15 protein-coding genes are annotated in these 15348 nt (G+C 67.1%); 9 read left to right on the forward strand and 6 right to left on the reverse strand.

The window, feature by feature from the left end:
- Positions 1-243: 243 nt before the first annotated feature.
- From CMC5_RS22340 to CMC5_RS22360, 5 genes are all read left to right on the forward strand, one after another.
- Entirely contained in the window at positions 244-1524 is a 1281-nt protein-coding gene (locus CMC5_RS22340; RefSeq protein ID WP_156338798.1) for a hypothetical protein, read from the forward strand.
- The gene (locus CMC5_RS22345) at positions 1521-1985 is read left to right on the forward strand and encodes a hypothetical protein (RefSeq protein ID WP_050432319.1); all 465 of its coding nucleotides are present in this window, start codon (positions 1521-1523) and stop codon (positions 1983-1985) included. Before CMC5_RS22340 ends, CMC5_RS22345 begins: the two co-directional genes overlap by 4 nt.
- Positions 1986-2183: 198 nt before the next feature.
- A complete protein-coding gene (locus tag CMC5_RS22350; protein ID WP_169796617.1) occupies positions 2184-3071 on the forward strand; it encodes a PD-(D/E)XK nuclease family protein in 888 nt (295 codons plus the stop codon).
- Positions 3068-3613, forward strand: coding sequence for a hypothetical protein (locus CMC5_RS44830; protein WP_156338800.1), 546 nt, complete (start codon positions 3068-3070; stop codon positions 3611-3613). The genes CMC5_RS22350 and CMC5_RS44830 overlap by 4 nt, the downstream gene beginning before the upstream one ends.
- Positions 3614-4251: 638 nt before the next feature.
- Positions 4252-6090, forward strand: coding sequence for an RCC1 domain-containing protein (locus CMC5_RS22360; protein WP_050432322.1), 1839 nt, complete (start codon positions 4252-4254; stop codon positions 6088-6090).
- 99 nt (positions 6091-6189) lie between these two features.
- On the opposite strand, the gene CMC5_RS22365 is transcribed toward CMC5_RS22360, so the two are convergent.
- The 6 genes from CMC5_RS22365 to CMC5_RS22390 all read right to left on the reverse strand — a co-directional run bounded on the left by CMC5_RS22365 (position 6190) and on the right by CMC5_RS22390 (position 11348).
- Positions 6190-6999: an Imm49 family immunity protein gene (locus CMC5_RS22365; RefSeq protein WP_050432323.1), complete on the reverse strand. Its 810-nt coding sequence runs from the start codon at positions 6997-6999 to the stop codon at positions 6190-6192.
- 1 nt (position 7000) lies between these two features.
- A complete protein-coding gene (locus tag CMC5_RS22370; RefSeq protein ID WP_156338802.1) occupies positions 7001-7582 on the reverse strand; it encodes an imm11 family protein in 582 nt (193 codons plus the stop codon).
- 51 nt (positions 7583-7633) lie between these two features.
- Positions 7634-8410 carry a hypothetical protein gene (locus tag CMC5_RS22375; protein ID WP_156338803.1) on the reverse strand — a complete coding sequence of 259 codons (777 nt, stop codon included), beginning with the start codon at positions 8408-8410 and terminating at the stop codon, positions 7634-7636.
- A gap of 26 nt (positions 8411-8436) precedes the next feature.
- Positions 8437-9585, reverse strand: a complete 1149-nt coding sequence (locus tag CMC5_RS22380) for a hypothetical protein (protein ID WP_050432326.1) — start codon at positions 9583-9585, stop codon at positions 8437-8439.
- 70 nt (positions 9586-9655) lie between these two features.
- The gene (locus CMC5_RS22385; RefSeq protein WP_050432327.1) at positions 9656-10123 is read right to left on the reverse strand and encodes a DUF4150 domain-containing protein; all 468 of its coding nucleotides are present in this window, start codon (positions 10121-10123) and stop codon (positions 9656-9658) included.
- A gap of 157 nt (positions 10124-10280) precedes the next feature.
- The gene (locus tag CMC5_RS22390) at positions 10281-11348 is read right to left on the reverse strand and encodes a DUF2169 family type VI secretion system accessory protein (RefSeq protein WP_050432328.1); all 1068 of its coding nucleotides are present in this window, start codon (positions 11346-11348) and stop codon (positions 10281-10283) included.
- 325 nt (positions 11349-11673) lie between these two features.
- On the opposite strand from CMC5_RS22390, the gene CMC5_RS22395 reads away from it, so the two are divergent.
- The 4 genes from CMC5_RS22395 to CMC5_RS22410 all read left to right on the forward strand — a co-directional run bounded on the left by CMC5_RS22395 (position 11674) and on the right by CMC5_RS22410 (position 15325).
- Positions 11674-13380, forward strand: a complete 1707-nt coding sequence (locus CMC5_RS22395; protein WP_063796331.1) for a serine/threonine protein kinase — start codon at positions 11674-11676, stop codon at positions 13378-13380.
- A 50-nt stretch (positions 13381-13430) separates the two neighbouring features.
- Complete coding sequence (locus tag CMC5_RS22400) at positions 13431-14447, forward strand: outer membrane protein assembly factor BamD (protein ID WP_050432330.1); 1017 nt, start codon at positions 13431-13433, stop codon at positions 14445-14447.
- A gap of 300 nt (positions 14448-14747) precedes the next feature.
- Positions 14748-14978 carry a hypothetical protein gene (locus tag CMC5_RS22405; protein ID WP_050432331.1) on the forward strand — a complete coding sequence of 77 codons (231 nt, stop codon included), beginning with the start codon at positions 14748-14750 and terminating at the stop codon, positions 14976-14978.
- Positions 14960-15325 carry an RCC1 domain-containing protein gene (locus CMC5_RS22410; protein WP_082362703.1) on the forward strand — a complete coding sequence of 122 codons (366 nt, stop codon included), beginning with the start codon at positions 14960-14962 and terminating at the stop codon, positions 15323-15325. The genes CMC5_RS22405 and CMC5_RS22410 overlap by 19 nt, the downstream gene beginning before the upstream one ends.
- The last annotated feature ends 23 nt before the right edge of the window (positions 15326-15348 follow it).

A 15348-nucleotide genomic window follows, 5' to 3' on the forward strand; every position in this document is an offset into this window, starting at 1 on the left:
GTCTGCTGACCTCTTCACTTCCGCACCCGGGTTCGCGGCATCCTCGTCCGGCCTGCTCCTCACCGTGCTCTGATACTACAGCTGTCCCTGCGCAGACCGCGCTCCTCGGCGTCGATCCTGGCAGCGGCGGGTCATCGCTCGGTGGTGGCGGCGCCACCATGATCATCGAAGCACCCAGTCGTCCCATCGTGGTCTCTCGGAGCCATCGCCAGCGCTGAGGCGGCGCCGTTCCTTGGCGGGAACGTGGTCGACCAGCCCGTTGAGCTCGAACTGTCGAGAGTCCCTCCAGACGCGATGCTGGCTGGAAACCGCAAGCACGTACGGTTGCCGGCGCTTTTCTGGCCGCCTGCGTACCTTGCTGTCCTGCCCGTAGACCTCGTCACCGACGATCCAGGCAGCGGCCACCTCAGCGTCCAGTGCGACAGATCGGTGATCCGCACAGTATTTACAGGGACGCTGGTAATCTGTATTTCACAAATTGGATGTTATCGGTCTCACGCCAATCTCTCTGCACACCCATGGGAGAACCCGAACATGCCGCTCTTCATCCCCGTTCTGATCGGGTCTGCAATCGTCGCCACGACCGCCTATGGCACCAGGAAAGCGGGCCAGGGCGTACGTTCGATGAGCCGTGCCAGGTCCATCGGCGAGGAGGCCGAGGATCGGCACAAGCATCACCTCGAGAAGCTGGATGTGGCGCGTGGTTCTCTTTCGGCCAGGCTCGATGAGACGCACGCGCTGCGGACCAGCATCGCTCGAGAGACGCTCGGAAGCATGGTTCGGCTCCTGCAGATCCTCGATAAGGAGGGACGCCTTCGCGCCCCCGGTACCTTCTCGAAGCTCGGCGTTCATTCCGAGCAGGTGCGCGCGTTCGTCGCCAGCTCCCTCGACGCTGCCGAGGTGTTCAAAGGTGCGGTCAAGGCCGTGGAATTCGGCGCTGGCGCCCAGGCGATGGCGACGGGTTTGATCTCGTCTCTGGCGACGGCGAGTACCGGCACGGCGATCTCGGCGCTCTCCGGCGCTGCTGCGCAGAGCGCGACCCTCGCCTGGCTGGGTGGTGGCTCGCTTGCGGCAGGCGGGTGGGGAATGGCTGCCGGGTCCTTGGTCGCCGGTGGCATCGCGGTGGCGCCAGCCGTCGCACTCGGAGGGCTCGTGCTTTCCGTGCAGGGTGAGAAGGCCAAGACCAAGGCCGCGGCCTTCAGCGCCGAGGTCGACATGCAATGCGCAGCAATCGAGACGATGATCGCTCTCCTGGCGTGTGCAGAGCGCCGCGTCGACGAGCTGCAGGACGTCCTGAGGCGCATCGATCATCGTGCCTTGCAGCAGATCGACGACCTCTTCGCCATGGCCGAGGACTTCGATCACGATGACGATGCGCACGTCGCCCAGCTGTCGTCGGCGATGTTGCTCTGCAAAGCCCTGAGCGATCTGATCCACACGCGGGTGCTCGATGACGCTGGGCTGCTCGATCAGGCGAGTGAAGAGCTCATGGCGCGCTACCGAGAACTCGGGGGTGAAGCATGAGCAAGAAGCGTGGCCAGGTGCGCTCGGCGGGAGCTGTGAACCAGGAGCCGCGCTCGCGCAGCACCGACTGGGCCGGGCTGTCGGACATTTCGGCTGTGGAGTCCTTGGCGCACATCCTCGGAGGCATCACCGCCCTTGCTGAAGCGCTGAGAGGGATCGCCGAACAGAAGACGGAGCAGGCAAGGATCGCCGCGAAGGCACAGACGGAGATCGAGCGCGTCCACGCCATGCGGGAGGTGCTTCTCCAGCACCTCGATCGCTCGTTCGAGGAGCGCCGCGTGAACTTCGATGCCCTCTTCTCGAGGCTCGATTCAGCGATTGAAAAGGGCAACCTCGACATGGCCGCGAGCACGCTCGACGCCGTGGTGAAGCTCGCGCAATCGTCACCTTTCAAGGACCTGGCCGACGTGGCGAACGCCAGGAAGGCGCTTCAGGACCAGGGTCGAACGTGGGAGTTCTGAGACCGTGATACGTGCGACGAGGGGAATGGCGGAGGTGTCGTTCATCGAGCCGTTGCCTGGTGCGCTGGCACTGATGCGCCTCGGCCCTTGCTGTCACCCCATGGCCGATGCGGTTTCGAGACCCTCTCCCTGAACGAGGAACCAGAACAGCTCCTGGAGGCAATGATGAGCGAGGTTGCGTCGACTCCGGTCCAGTCGATGTCGGACTATGTGAAGAGGCTCGCTGCTCTCTGGACGGCCAGGACACCGCCGCTCCAGCAGGGGTTCTCGCTGCACGACTATGTAAAGGAGCTCGCACGGCTCGGAGCCCGGGTCCGCATCGACGAGACGGAAGGGCTGAACCTGTTCCGCACGCATGTCATGGCCAAGGCAGACGAGCTTCGAGCGCGGATGAAGCAGGCCAATGAAACGCGTCGAGCAGCGCTGAGCCCACCGCAACGCGAAGCCCTGCGCGCTCTCGAAGTCACGCCTGATCTACTCGGGCCGATGGGTGAAACCCGCTATGAGCCCATCCACACCAAGTTGCTCACGTACCATCTCGATCCCACCGAAGGGTCGGAGCTGGCTCCAAAGCTCCTCACCGCATTCATCGATCTCATCGCAGAAGCCTGCCGAGAGCGTGATCTCGGCGAGCCGATGTATTCGCCTGGCTCGAAGGTGACGGTGGAGAGTGAAAGAAGGATCTCGACGGGGCGTGTCGACGTGAGCATCAGCCTGGAAGACACGCTCATTTTCCTGGAGACCAAGATCGACTCGGGAGAAGGGAACGAGCAGCTTGCTCGCTATCGTCAAGCGATGGACGAGATCAAGAGCACGCAGCACGGGGTGCTCGTCTACCTGACACTGCCGGGGGCCAGGTTGCCGAAAAGCGATGTCGAGTTCGTTCCCCTGAACTTCCGCGATGTGCTGCGCGTCTGGTTGCCTTTCGCTACTGGTGACGGCGGGACTGTCGACTATCTCGCACGTTATCTGAAGACAATAGCCATGGGTTTGCTTCGATTGTGTGGAGATGGTGGATTTGAGCGATGGTCATTTTATGAGCAACGTGCGGCTCTGGACCTGGTGGAGGCGGTGAGGGAATCATGAACGGCGCGATTACAGATGTGTTTGCTTTTGCAGCAAGCCATGGTGACTACTGGGAGCAGATCCTCCATGAGGACGCGAGCTATGACGATGTTCTGAGCCCCGAGGAGCAGAAGGCGTTTGGTGCAGCACGTCTTCACATCGAGGAGAGTATCAGCGGTCTACTTCGAGCTTGCAAAGACAGGTTTGTTCAGATCAATCAAGTGAGAGATAAGCCGTTTGATGTGGCCGCCAGGAGTTCGGTCAATGCAAAGGAAATACGGCCTGTGAAAAAGATCCACAAGAAGCTGTTTTATGGGAGCTTCTTGTTTCGGAAAGATGGTCGTGATGGCCACATCAAGCTTGTTTCGAGCATCGCGGTTCATAATAAGATCATCCAGGATGTGGGGAAGTCGCTGCAGGATGCGAATCTGAAATTCGAAGTGCGTGGCAGTTACTTTCTCGATGCGCCTGGAATCGCGCTCGAACGTGGCGAGCTGTTCACCACAGTTGCTGACAGGGCCGCCGAAGTGCTGATGAAACTCCTCGATGCGTCGATGTCGTGAGTGTGAACAATGACACGGCTGAGAGTGAGATGATGTTGGCGACGGCAGGGGCGTCCAGGTGGCATGGGGAGTCGCGGAGAAGCGTTCGCGCAGCATGTCGTGGGACCAGTCGTGGAGAGTGTCGTAGAAGGGGGCGTCGAGATTGACCTGAGCGCCGCACAGGAGCTCGAGGTGGGGGAGGTAGAGCGGAGGGGGCATCCAGCGCAGCGTCGAGGTGGTGCGCTCCGTGGTCGTGGGGGCAGGTGTGGAGGCAGGAGTCGAGCGTAGAGTCACCCGGGAAGGGATGTGGGGACCGGGTAAGACGTCGCTCGTCAGCCCGTTCTGACGCATCGTGCAGGCTGTGTGGGGACCTCGAGTTCAGGGGCTGGGTGCCGTCGATCGTCGATCGTGGAAGGTTCCACCCCTCGCCGATGAGCGTGAACCATCGAGGGCCGACGAGGTCGTGTCGTCGATGGACAGCGGTTGTCGTCGTCGACGCGCCGTGCTTCATGGACGCCGTCATCAGGCGCTGGTGGTGGCTGCGGCGGTGGTCGTGGTCGCGGCGAGGGCCTTGGACCGAAGCTGGATATCGGGGGCAGGGCGATCCATGGAGGGGGGCATGGACGGGTCGTGTCGCCGAGGCCGAGGAGGGTGAGCGGATGCGTCGTAGCGTGGGCCTGTTCGTGGTGGGGATCATCGGGGTGACCGTGGGCGTCGAGGGGTGTGGCTCCGATGTGGAACGGCCCGGAGGAGAGGCGTTCTGCGTGGATGCCGCCGCAGGGACGGAGCTTCCGGACCAGACGCCCGGCGACTGCGCAGCGCGGGTCTGCGATGGCTCGGGCGGGGTGACCCTGGTGGCGCTGGAGACCGACGCGCCCGACGACGGGAACCCGTGCACGCTGGACTCGTGCGTGGGGATGACGCCGCAGCACACGCCGCTGGGCGACGTGGCGACGTGTTACACGGGGCCTGCCGGGACGCAGGATCAAGGGCGCTGTCGGTCCGGGACGATGCGCTGTGATCCCGACGGGACGCCGGGGGTCTGCGAGGGCGAGGTGCTGCCGGCCGTCGAGGTGTGCGACGCAGGCGGCGAGGACGAGGACTGCGATGGCCTCGTGAACGAAGAGGGCGAAGGCTGCGCGTGCGGCGACGGGTTCGTGTCCGAGGGCGAGGGCTGCGACGACGGGAACACGGTGAGCCTCGACGGCTGCACGTCGGACTGCGTGAAGGAAGCGGTGCTCTCGCTGGCGATGGGTTACGACCATGCGTGCGCGCTCCTGCACGATGGCCGGGTGAAGTGCTGGGGCCGGAACGTGCAAGGGCAGCTCGGGCTCGGCGACACGGAGCCCCGCGGGGATGCGGCGGACGAGATGGGTGATGCGCTGCCCGCCGTGGACCTGGGCACGGGGGTGACCGTCGTGGGGCTCGCCGCGGGCGACAACCACACGTGCGCGCTGCTGGGCGGTGGGTCGGTGAAGTGCTGGGGAGCGAACACCTCCGGGCAGCTCGGGCTGGGGGACACCGCGCCGCGCGGGGATGGGCCCGGGGAGATGGGTGACGCGCTGCCGACGGTGAATCTGGGCACCGGGAGAACGGCGCTCGCGATCGGGGGAGGTGACCGGCACACGTGCGCGCTGCTGGATGATGGATCGGTGAAGTGCTGGGGCTTCAACACGGGGGGAAAGCTGGGCCTCGGCGACACCGCGCCGCGCGGGGATGGGCCCGGGGAGATGGGCGATGCGCTGCTGGCCGTGGACCTGGGCGCCGGGAGGACAGCGGCCGCGCTTTCGGTGGGCGGTAGTCACGCCTGCGCGCTGCTGGACGACGGGTCGGTGAAGTGCTGGGGCGGGAACGGTCAGGGGCAGCTCGGGCTGGGAGACGCAGAGCATCGCGGGGACGGGGCGGGCGAGATGGGGGATGCGCTGCCGGCGGTGGACCTGGGGACGGGCAAGACGGCGGTGGCGGTCCACGCGGGGCATTTCCACACGTGCGCGCTGCTGAACGACGGGTCGCTGAAGTGCTGGGGTGGGAACGATTCGGGAGAGCTCGGGCTCGGCGACACGGCGCACCGGGGAGATGCCGCGGGCGAGATGGGGGATGCGCTGCCGGCGGTGGACCTGGGAACGGGCAAGAAGGCGGTGGCCCTGTCGGTGGGGGTGTTCCGGTCCTGCGCGTTGCTGGAGGACGCTTCGTTCAAGTGCTGGGGCAACAACACGGCCGGGGCGCTGGGGCTCGGCGACACGTCACGTCGCGGGGACGGGCCCGGGGAGATGGGCGACGCGCTGCCCGCCATCGACCTGGGCGCCGGGGCGAGCACGACGCTGGTGGTGACGCGGTACACGCACACGTGCGCGCGGCTCGAGGCGGGGAACCTGAAGTGCTGGGGCGGGAACACGTCCGGGCAGCTCGGGCTGGGCGACACGAGCGCGCGAGGCGGGATGCCCGGGCAGATGGGGGATGCGCTGCCAGCGGTGCGGCTGTACGCGGCGGGGTGGTAGGCGCGGAGGGCGCGACCGGGGGGGTAGGCGCGGAGGGCGCGGCCGGGGGGTAGGCCGTCGCTGGGGGGCCGCGTCGGGCGTCTCGCGCGGGCGTCGCGATCAGGCTTCTCGCGCGATGGCTTCGAAGAGGTCGTCGGCGGTGACGGTGGTCCAGGGGAGGCGCGCGAGGTCGGGGCAGAGCGGGAGGGGGAGGTCCGGCGGGACGGTCAGGCCCCGGAGGCGAGCCAGGTTCAACAGGGCGAGCCCCTCCAGGGAGATGAAGCTGTTGGGCCAGAAGCTGACGTCCCCTTCGCGGACCGCCGCGGAGTCGCGGAGCTGATCGTTCCTGGTGATTTCCTCCTGCATTCGCTCGGCGAGCGCGGTGGCGAAGGCCGCCGCATCCCCCGCGACGAGCGCCTGACAGACGGCGTGGCGCGCTGACGTCGCGCCTTCGAGGGCGCGCTCGAAGCGGTCCAGGATCGGCTGGACGTCGGCTTGCGGAAACGCATGGCCTTGCTGCGCGAGGCGGTGGAGAAGGAGGAAGAAGCAGTGATCGTCTTCGTACTCCCAGTCGCCGTTCCAGGCCTCCGGAGACGCCTCGGCGATCTGCCGCGCCAGCGCCGCGTCGCCGGCCGCAGCGGCGGCGAGGAAGCTGTTCGTGCGGCTGAGGGCGAGGTGCCTGTCGTCCACGTTGCCCTCGTCGCGGGAGCGCCGCAGGAAGTACCGGCGCGCGTGGCCGCTGCGCACCAGGTTGATGCGGAGTTCGTCCTCGTCGCCGAACTCGAGCAGGTGGCAGAGCCCGAGGGCCTCGAACTGCTTCGCGAAAGCGTCGAACTCGTCTCCCAGCGCGGCGATCGGGGCGGTGCCGACGTACGGCAGGCCGTGATGCAGCTCCGACACCAGCTCTTCGTGGACGGCGGCGAGGTCCATCTCAGCCGATGCCCATGTAGTCTTCGGGTTCGAGGAAGCTGAGGCCGGTCAGGCCCTGGGCGCGCAGCTTCTCGGCCAGCTCGCGGCGAATCACGATCTGGTTCTTCCAGTGCTTCAAGCGGAAGACGGCGAGCGTCTCGGGGACGGCTGCGGCATCGAGGATCAAGGCGTCACATCCGCAGATGGAGTCGGGGTCGAGGTCGTTCCATTCGACATTGGAGGCGTCCTTGTCGATGCAATCGCAGATCTCGGTCGGGTTGAGAATGAAGTAGTCCTCCGAGGCGACCCGTCCCTTGTGGTTGATGATCTCGATGGGGAGCAGCTCCACGTTCGTGAGCTGCGCCTCGTCGAGGGCCTTCTTCACGCGGCCGGAGATCACGACGAGGCTCGCGCCCAGCAAGCTGTCCGCCAGGGCGATGTCCTTGGGCCAGTCCGGATCCATGCGGCAATGCGCATCCGCTGGCCAGCCTGCGGCGCGCGGGGCGCCGTCGTCGAGTTCGAAGGACTTCTCGACGCCTTCGACCTCCAGGATCTTGCAGATGCCATCGGTCGCGGATCCGGGTCTCCAAAGCAAGAAGCTCATGGTGATGTGCACTCCTCGAACGAGATTCGATGGTTGTCGGGATTCAGTGGCTCACTTGATGGCGTTCAAGAGTCCGGCGCGTTCGAGCTTCGTGGCCTTGTTTTCGCCGGTCCCGTAAGGCTTCTGGCGTTTGCGGATGGAACTCTCCGGTATCGCCATGGAGAAGGGGATGTGCCACGTCGCTTCCTTGATCGGATCGGATTGACTCGAAGCGCAGTAGGCAAGGGACGAGCGCGTGCCGCCGAACGCGGAGCCTCGCTTCTTCAGCAGCGCCCTCCACCTGTCGCTGCCCTTTTTGAACATGTTCTGGACCGATTCCGGGTCCATGTTCTCGCAGTTCTCTGCCGACTTGTTCGCCCGGATCTTGTTCCAGATGTTGACGGTCACCCACTCCTTGACCTTGGTGAGATAGATGTCGTGGTCGACCTGGTGGCAAGGCAAGCCATTCCAGTCGCTCAGACCGCCGGAATTCGCTCGCTTCGTTTCATCGCCATCGAGCACGTAGGCCCATTTCCGTGGCAACCCGATGTTGTTGTGCCCGGCATTGATGTCCCAATCGGTGATCGCCAGCGTGTTCCTGATGAATTTGCGCTCTTCTTCGGTGATGCCTCTGGGGAGCGTCGCGTCCGAGCAGGCATGCACGCAGAGGATGTGGTGCACTTCGCAGATGAATCTCTGCTTTCCGCCAGACTTGAAGCGCTCGGAACCGCGATCCGTCGGCTTGTAGCCATCGCTGCAGTTCTCGATGTGCGTGTCCCCTTTGCGATGACGCTTGAACTTCCAGTTCAATTCGTCGGGCGGTGGCATGTGCTTTTTCTTGCCGGACATGGTCGCCTCCTTGCGGATTGCCTCGGTCAGTCGGAGAGGCGGCGCAGCGCCAGCGCCCCTCGGTTCGCGCCCTCGGAGCACATCCACACGGTGCACGCGCGGGCAGGTGCGTAGCCTCGTTCGAAAGCGCGGACGGCCAGGCAGGTGCCCATGGCCGCGCTGGCAGCGCCGGTGTCGCCGAAGGACGCGGCCGGGAGCCACAAGGGCACGTCGTCGAGCGTGACCGACGCATGGACGCGGGCCATCGCACGGCCCCATTCCGCAGCTCTGCGTTCCGTGCCGTTCAGATCGCCGACGAACCAGAAGGCTCCGCGTGGGGGCTCCTTCCGCAGGACCCCCAGGATCGCCTGCGCCAGCGAGGCGCCCGTCGGGGGGATGTCGGCGAAGGAGCTGGCCGGTTCGAGCGCGGAAGCCACGGCGTCGACCTGGGCACGGGCGCCGAGTCGGCCCGCCTTCGAGAGCGGCTCGAGCAACAGGAACGCGGCGCCTTCGCCAGGGGTCAGGCCGACGGGGTTGTCCGTGGTGCGCAGCCGGTTCAGCACCGCAGCGGCCTTCAGGAACGAGGGTTCCACGCGGGAGTCGATGCCTCCCACGATGCAGCGCTCGACCTTCCCGGCATGGAGGAGGGTCATCGCTTCCCGTACGGCGAGCGCCATGCCGGCGCTGCCGCCGTGCAAGGTCACCTGGCAGGTGGGGGCGAGGTCGAGTTCGGACTTCGTGGCGAGGCGCTGGGCGAAGGTGGCGGTCTGCTTTCGCCATGCCGCGGAGGGCAAGGGATCGGTCGAGAGATGAGGCGGGTGGACGGCGAGGGCATCCTGCATCGCCCAGTCCGAGAGGTTCACCACGAGACCGGTGTGGCGCTGCTCCTGGAGAGAGAGGCGACGGCGGTTCATCAGATCCCGCAGCGCGAGCGTGCCGAGGACCAGCGCTTTGCCTGGGCCCGCGAAGCCTTCGGCCTGACCGCGCACGATGTGTCCGAGCAGGGAAGGCGGCCCGTCGTACTTCTCCTCGCCGACGAGGGCCTGGGTCTTGACGTCCACGACCTTCAGCTCGGAAGGGATGCTGAGGCCCGCCCTGCTCGCTGCACACGAGGAGAGGGCGTCCCGTCCCAGCGAGCTGACCATGCCGATGGCCGTGACGCCGCAGGGAGGAAGGTGGGGGGGCGTGGAGCTCATGCCAGCGAAGCCTCGGCTCAGCGTGCGCGCCGTGGTGCGGCGAAGGCTGCGGTGTCCTGCGCTCGACCGCTCACAAGGCCTCCTCGCAGCAGGGGCACTCCGACTTGATGTCGTCGACCTTGTGCAGGGCGATCATGGGCTTCTGGATGACCGGGGTGGGAGGCGTGTTCTTGTCGTTGTGGAGCATCATGTCGAACGCCCGCGCCACGCCCTTGCCCTCGAATTTGACGTCGAAGGAGTAGTTGACGAACTCGGCCTTGCCCTTGGTCTTGTTCGAGACGACGCCGCCGCCGGCAGTGCCCGCTTCGTCCCCCATGCTCGTGCTGAAGTTGGAGCTGGCGATGCAGGTGGGGTTGCCGTCGCACTTGACCTTCTTGGTCCCCTTCGCCGTGTCGCTGGACCGAGCGACGTTGGGATACGGGAGGGGAATGGGGCCAGCCGGGGAAGGGGTCTTGCAGACGTCGGGGAAGCAAGGCGAGACGCCGCTGCTGTCCTTGTGAACCACCGACATCCCATTCACGCCGACCGTCACACCCATGGCTGGCTCTCCCGGTGCAATGCATGCTCGTTGCTCACGGTGAAGGCTCGTGACTCACCGCCGGCAGGGGTTCCGCGTCGTTTGCGCGGGAAGTTCTCCGTCGCGCGGGAAGGCCTCCGTCGCGCGGCGAGCGTGAGGGACGTCTGCTCCCTGCTCATCAAGCCCATTCCTCCACGGGTCGCGGGACGACCGCTCGGCCAGGCGCCGTCTGCACGGCGGTGAGCACAACGGCGTCGACGTCGTGCGGTCCGTCGCGGAGTGTCGTGGCTCCGCGGTACTGCATCAGCACGCGGTCGTGGTCGGTGTCGATGATGAGGGTGTCGAGGTGGAGGGGGATCTCTTCGTCTCCGCGGTGGGTCAGGGCAGCACGGCACCTCGGGGGCTTGCCGCCCGGGAGGCGGAACGAGAGGCGTCCCGCAGGAGAGGCGCCCTCGACCAGCACGGGTTCGTCGCCGCGGAGGTAGCCCGGCGCGACGAGGCCAGGGGAGGCGGCGTTGAAGTAGCGGCGATCGAAGTCGCGGGCGAGGAGGGGCATGCGCTCCTTCTGCCAGGCTTCGTCGTAGGTGCCCGCGAGCGCGGCGCGGGGTTGCCAGTGGGGCGAAAGGAAGCCGACGCCCGCCGGAGCGACGACCTGGCCCCAGTGCTTCACGGGGTCGTTCGGGTCTTCGAGGTTGGGTAAGGCGATGCCTTCCTCGAAGCGGGTCTCGGCGCTGCGGAAGCCGGTGCCGACGGGGTTGCGGGGGTCGAAGGTGTGCTTGCTCGGATCGGGATGGCTGCGGTCCCAGCCGCCGAAGGCGCGTTCGTAGGCGAGGGGGATGCGCTCGAACGGGAGGGGGCGGGTGGGGGCGATGGTGCCCGCGCTGCGGACCCAGAAGCGGTCGCCGTGGACGCGGAGGGTCTTGCCCACGGGGCCGACCTTGAAGACGACCTGGGATTCGGCGGTGCGACGGGCGTGGGCGTGGCCGACGAGGACGACGTCGGTGGCAGGCTTGGTGAAGGCGAAGGCCGGTTCGATGCGGTAGCTGGAGACGGCCGGGTCCTCGCCCCAGGTCTCGCCGGTGAGGCTCGGAGGGAGCTGTTCGTCGGCGAGGACGAGGCCGCGTCCAGGGACGATGGCGTAGGTGGCCTGGACGAGGGGGACGAGGAGGGAGCGGCCTTCTTCGTCGAGGAGGAAGAGGAGATCTAAGGCGAAGGGGGTGCCGTTCTCGATGCGAGGGTGCCCCATGGGTGCTTGGTAGAAAGAGTTTCAGAGTTCGGTTGGGGTCGCAAGGTATCTGCGAGGCGTGCGGGGGCCTTCTGGCGGGTTGATGAAGGTGACGCTGGTCTCGAGCGTCTTGCTGGGTGTGGGCGTCGAGGTGAGGTCCCGTCCATGGGCGTGGTCGAGCATTCTCGCGCTGCAGGCGAATGCTATGGGCTGTTGGTGTTGCGTGGCCTCGTTCGGGCTTTAGTTGGCCTGGCGTCGTCTTGGCACTTACGGTCGACCGAAGGGCCCTGGATGGCCGCCGGTTAACTCCGCGGCTGCCCGCTACAGCACCCTTGCCCCTCATTCCATGGCAGCGCCCGTTCAACCTGGTGATGTTCTCCTCGGTAAATATAAGGTCGAGCGTGTGCTCGGTCAGGGCGGCATGGGCGTGGTGGTCGCCGTGCGGCACCAGGATCTCGGGGAGCTGTTCGCGGTGAAGTTCCTGCTGCCCGAGGCATTGCGCGACGAGGAGGCGGTGGGGCGGTTCCTGCGCGAGGCGCGGGCGTCGGCGCGGCTCAAGGGCGAGCACGTGGCGCGGGTGCACGATGTGGGGCGGCTCGAGACGGGCGCGCCGTACATGCTGATGGAGCACCTGGAGGGGAGCGATCTGAAGCAGGTGGTGCGCTCGCGGGGGCCGCTGCCGGCCGAGGAGGCGATCGCGTATGTGGTGCAGGCCTGCGATGCGATCGGGGAGGCGCACGCGCTGGGGATCATCCACCGGGATCTGAAGCCGGCGAATCTGTTTCTGATCCGGCGTCCGAACGGGACGCCGTGCGTGAAGGTGCTGGACTTCGGGATCTCGAAGCAGGTCACACCGGACAAGGTGGAGCTGACGAAGACGGGGGCGATGATGGGGTCGCCGCTGTACATGTCGCCAGAGCAGATGTTCCGGGCGCGGCACGCGGATGTGCGGAGCGATGTCTGGGCGCTGGGGGTGGTGCTGTACGAGCTTCTGACGGGGGAGGTGCCGTTCTTCTCGGAGACGTTGACCGAGGTGGTGGCTCGGGTGCTCCAGGAGGAGCCGGTGCTGCCGAGTCAGCGTCGGCCCGGGCTGCCGGTGGCGCTGGACGCGGTGGTGCAGCGGTGCCTGCAGAAGAAGCCGGAGCAGCGGTTCCAGTCGGTGGGGGAGCTGGTGGAGGCGCTGCGGGCGGTGCTGGGGGGCGTGGTGCCGTGGGAGCGGAGCTCGGGGGCGAGTCACCCGTCACTGCCAGGGATTGCGGTCGGGGCGGGGCAAGCGTCGGCGGGGCTGGGGCAGACGCCAGCGGGGCTGGGGAGGACGCCGACGGCCTTCGGGCAGACGCCGGCAGGGCTGGGGCAGACGCCGGGACTGGGGCAGACGCCGGCAGGGCTGGGGCAGACGCCGGGACTGGGGCAGACGCCTTCCGGCACGTTCCAGATGCCGTCTGGAAGGCCTGCGGTCGGCTCGCTGCCGGGTACGAGCGGGGAGAGCTGGGGACCTTCGGCGCCATCGCATGGAGCGGGGAGCGGGGCCGTCAAGCTCGCGGTGGGCCTCGGCGTGGTGACGGGCCTGATCGCGCTGGGCGTGGGTGGGGTGTGGCTTTCGCTGCGCGGTTCGGAAGTCGACCTTGTGTCTTCCGCCGCGGAGCCGTCTCCGCTGCCGTCCAGTTCGCCGCCCACCAGCAGAGGCGCAGAGGGCGACCTCGCCGTGCCCGTGGGAGACATCGCAGCGTCCGCGGATGCGCTGGCGCTGGTCGAAAGGGAGCCGTCGGAGCCCCAGGTCACCCCGGTCGTTACCGCGGCCAGCAGCGCGTCGCCGCTGGCGTCCAGCGCGTCCAGCGTGCAGCCGAAGGCGGAATCAGGCCAGCAGGCAGGCGCCGTGAAGGCGCAGGAGGGCTCGGTGTCGGGTGGGACGTCGGGGAGCGCGCCGAGTGCGCCGAGCGCGTCGACGAAGACTGCAGCGTCGGCATCTCCTTCGACGCCGCGGCGTGCGCCCGCACCGACGCCAGCGCCGACACCGACACCGACGGCTGCCCCGAGGCGAGGGATCTTCTGAGGGAACAGCGCTGGGCGTGCGTTCTCTGCTCGGAGAAAGAAGGCCGGATCATGTCACTGAAGCGCTGCCGTACCTGTGGTGTCCTGACCCTCGCGCTGTCCTTCGGTCTGCTCGTGAGCCCACCAGCGCGCGCGCAAACCGTGGATGCGCAGACCGTGGCGAGCGCGCAGTCGCTCTACGATCAAGCGGTGTCCGAGATGGACGCGGGGCAGTTCGCGCCGGCGTGCCCGAAGCTGGAAGAGGTGACGCGCCTGATCCCCGAGGGGCTGGGGGCGAAGCTGACGCTCGCGGAGTGCTACGAGAAGACAGGGCGGCTTGCGAGCGCGTGGGCCCAGTACAGCCTGGTGGAGACGCTGGCGGGGCGTACGGGGCAAGCGGAGCGGTTGCGGGAGGCGGTGGCGGCGGCGGCGGTGTTGAAGCCGCGTCTGGCGATGCTGACGGTCGCGGTGCCGGCAGAGGTGCGGGCAATCGCGGGGCTGGTGATCGCGTGGGACGGGGTGACGCTTGGAGAGGAGCAGTGGGAGTCAGCGTTGCCAGTGGATGCCGGAGCGCATCGGCTGGTGGCCACGGCGCCCGGTCGGCGAGCGTGGGAAGAGGCGGTGGAGGTGCGCGGGGAGGGGGCGCCGGTGATTGTGGAGGTGAAGCCGCTCGTGGTGGAGACGGTGGCGCCGGCTGCGGTCGAGGGGCGACGAGGGCCGGAGGAGGCGCCTTCGGAGAGGGCCTGGCAGCGGCCTGCGGCGCTGGTGGCGCTGGGGGTGGGGGTGATCGGTGTGGGGGTGGGGGCGACGCTCGGGGGGCTGGCGATTGCGCGCAACGGGCAGAGCAATGAGGGGCATTGCAATGCGGAGAATCTATGCAATCAGGAGGGCTTCGCGCTGCGGGAGCAGGCGCTGGCGCTGGGGAACGGGTCGACGGTCGCGATGATCGCGGGAGGCGCACTGCTGGCCGGCGGGGCGGTGCTGTGGTTCACGGCGCCAGCGAGGGGGAAGGACAAGGGGGCCGGGGAGCTGGGGCGCGCGCGGGTGGCGGTGGTGCCGGGAGGGGTGCTGCTGCAGGGGAGGTGGTGATGCAAGCGTTCTGCTCGGGCGGTGGGCCGTGCACTGGGTGTCCATATGGCGGTATCGGCCATGGATCCTGGGCGAATCATCGCTTCTGGGAAGCAGGCGTAGCCTCCGGTCGTAGGTCCTACGGGTTGGAAGCGTCCTCTGCGGTGCGTGCTGGAACGTGCGTCGTGTCGAACGTTGCGAGGGACATGGGCCGCGAGCGTCCTGCGACTCCGGAGCCGCGCCGTGTTGTATTCGCCGTGGTGCAAGGGAGATGGTGAAATGCATTCTCGCTCGAGCTTGTGTGTTGCTGGAATCGCCGGGATGATTGCCACTTTGGAAGGTTGCAATCTGCTCGCGGGCATCGAGGAGGGATTGCTGGATGAAGAGCAGTACGCCTTGTATTGTGAGGGAGCCCCTGCGGGGACGCCCCTGCCATGGCAGATCGAGGGTGATTGCGCCAAGCTGGTCTGTGACGGTGCTGGACACACCAAGACCATTCCGCAGACCGGCGACGTGCCAGACGATGGCAACCCCTGCCCGCTGGAGCGCTAGCTTTCGCTTGGTTACGAGCATGCGTGCTGCTGCACGATGGCCGGGTGAAATGCTGGGGTTACAATGACTATGGCCAGCTAGGGCTTGGCGACATGGAGTGGCGCGGGGATAGGCCAGGAGAGATGGGCGATAGCTTGCCTGCGGTGAATCTTGGAACAGGCAAGACCGCCGTGGCGCTCATGGCCGGTGGTTCACACACCTGCGCGTCGCTGAACGACGGGACGGTCAAGTGCTGGGGCTCCAACGACCATGACCAGCTGGGGCTTGGCGACACCGACGCTCGCGGCACATCCGCTAGCCACATGGGCGACAACCTCCCTACCGTGAAGCTCTACTCCGACCTCTGATAGGCCCCACCCCGCCTCATCCC

This window comes from Chondromyces crocatus, assembly GCF_001189295.1.
Classification (GTDB): domain Bacteria; phylum Myxococcota_A; class Polyangia; order Polyangiales; family Polyangiaceae; genus Chondromyces; species Chondromyces crocatus.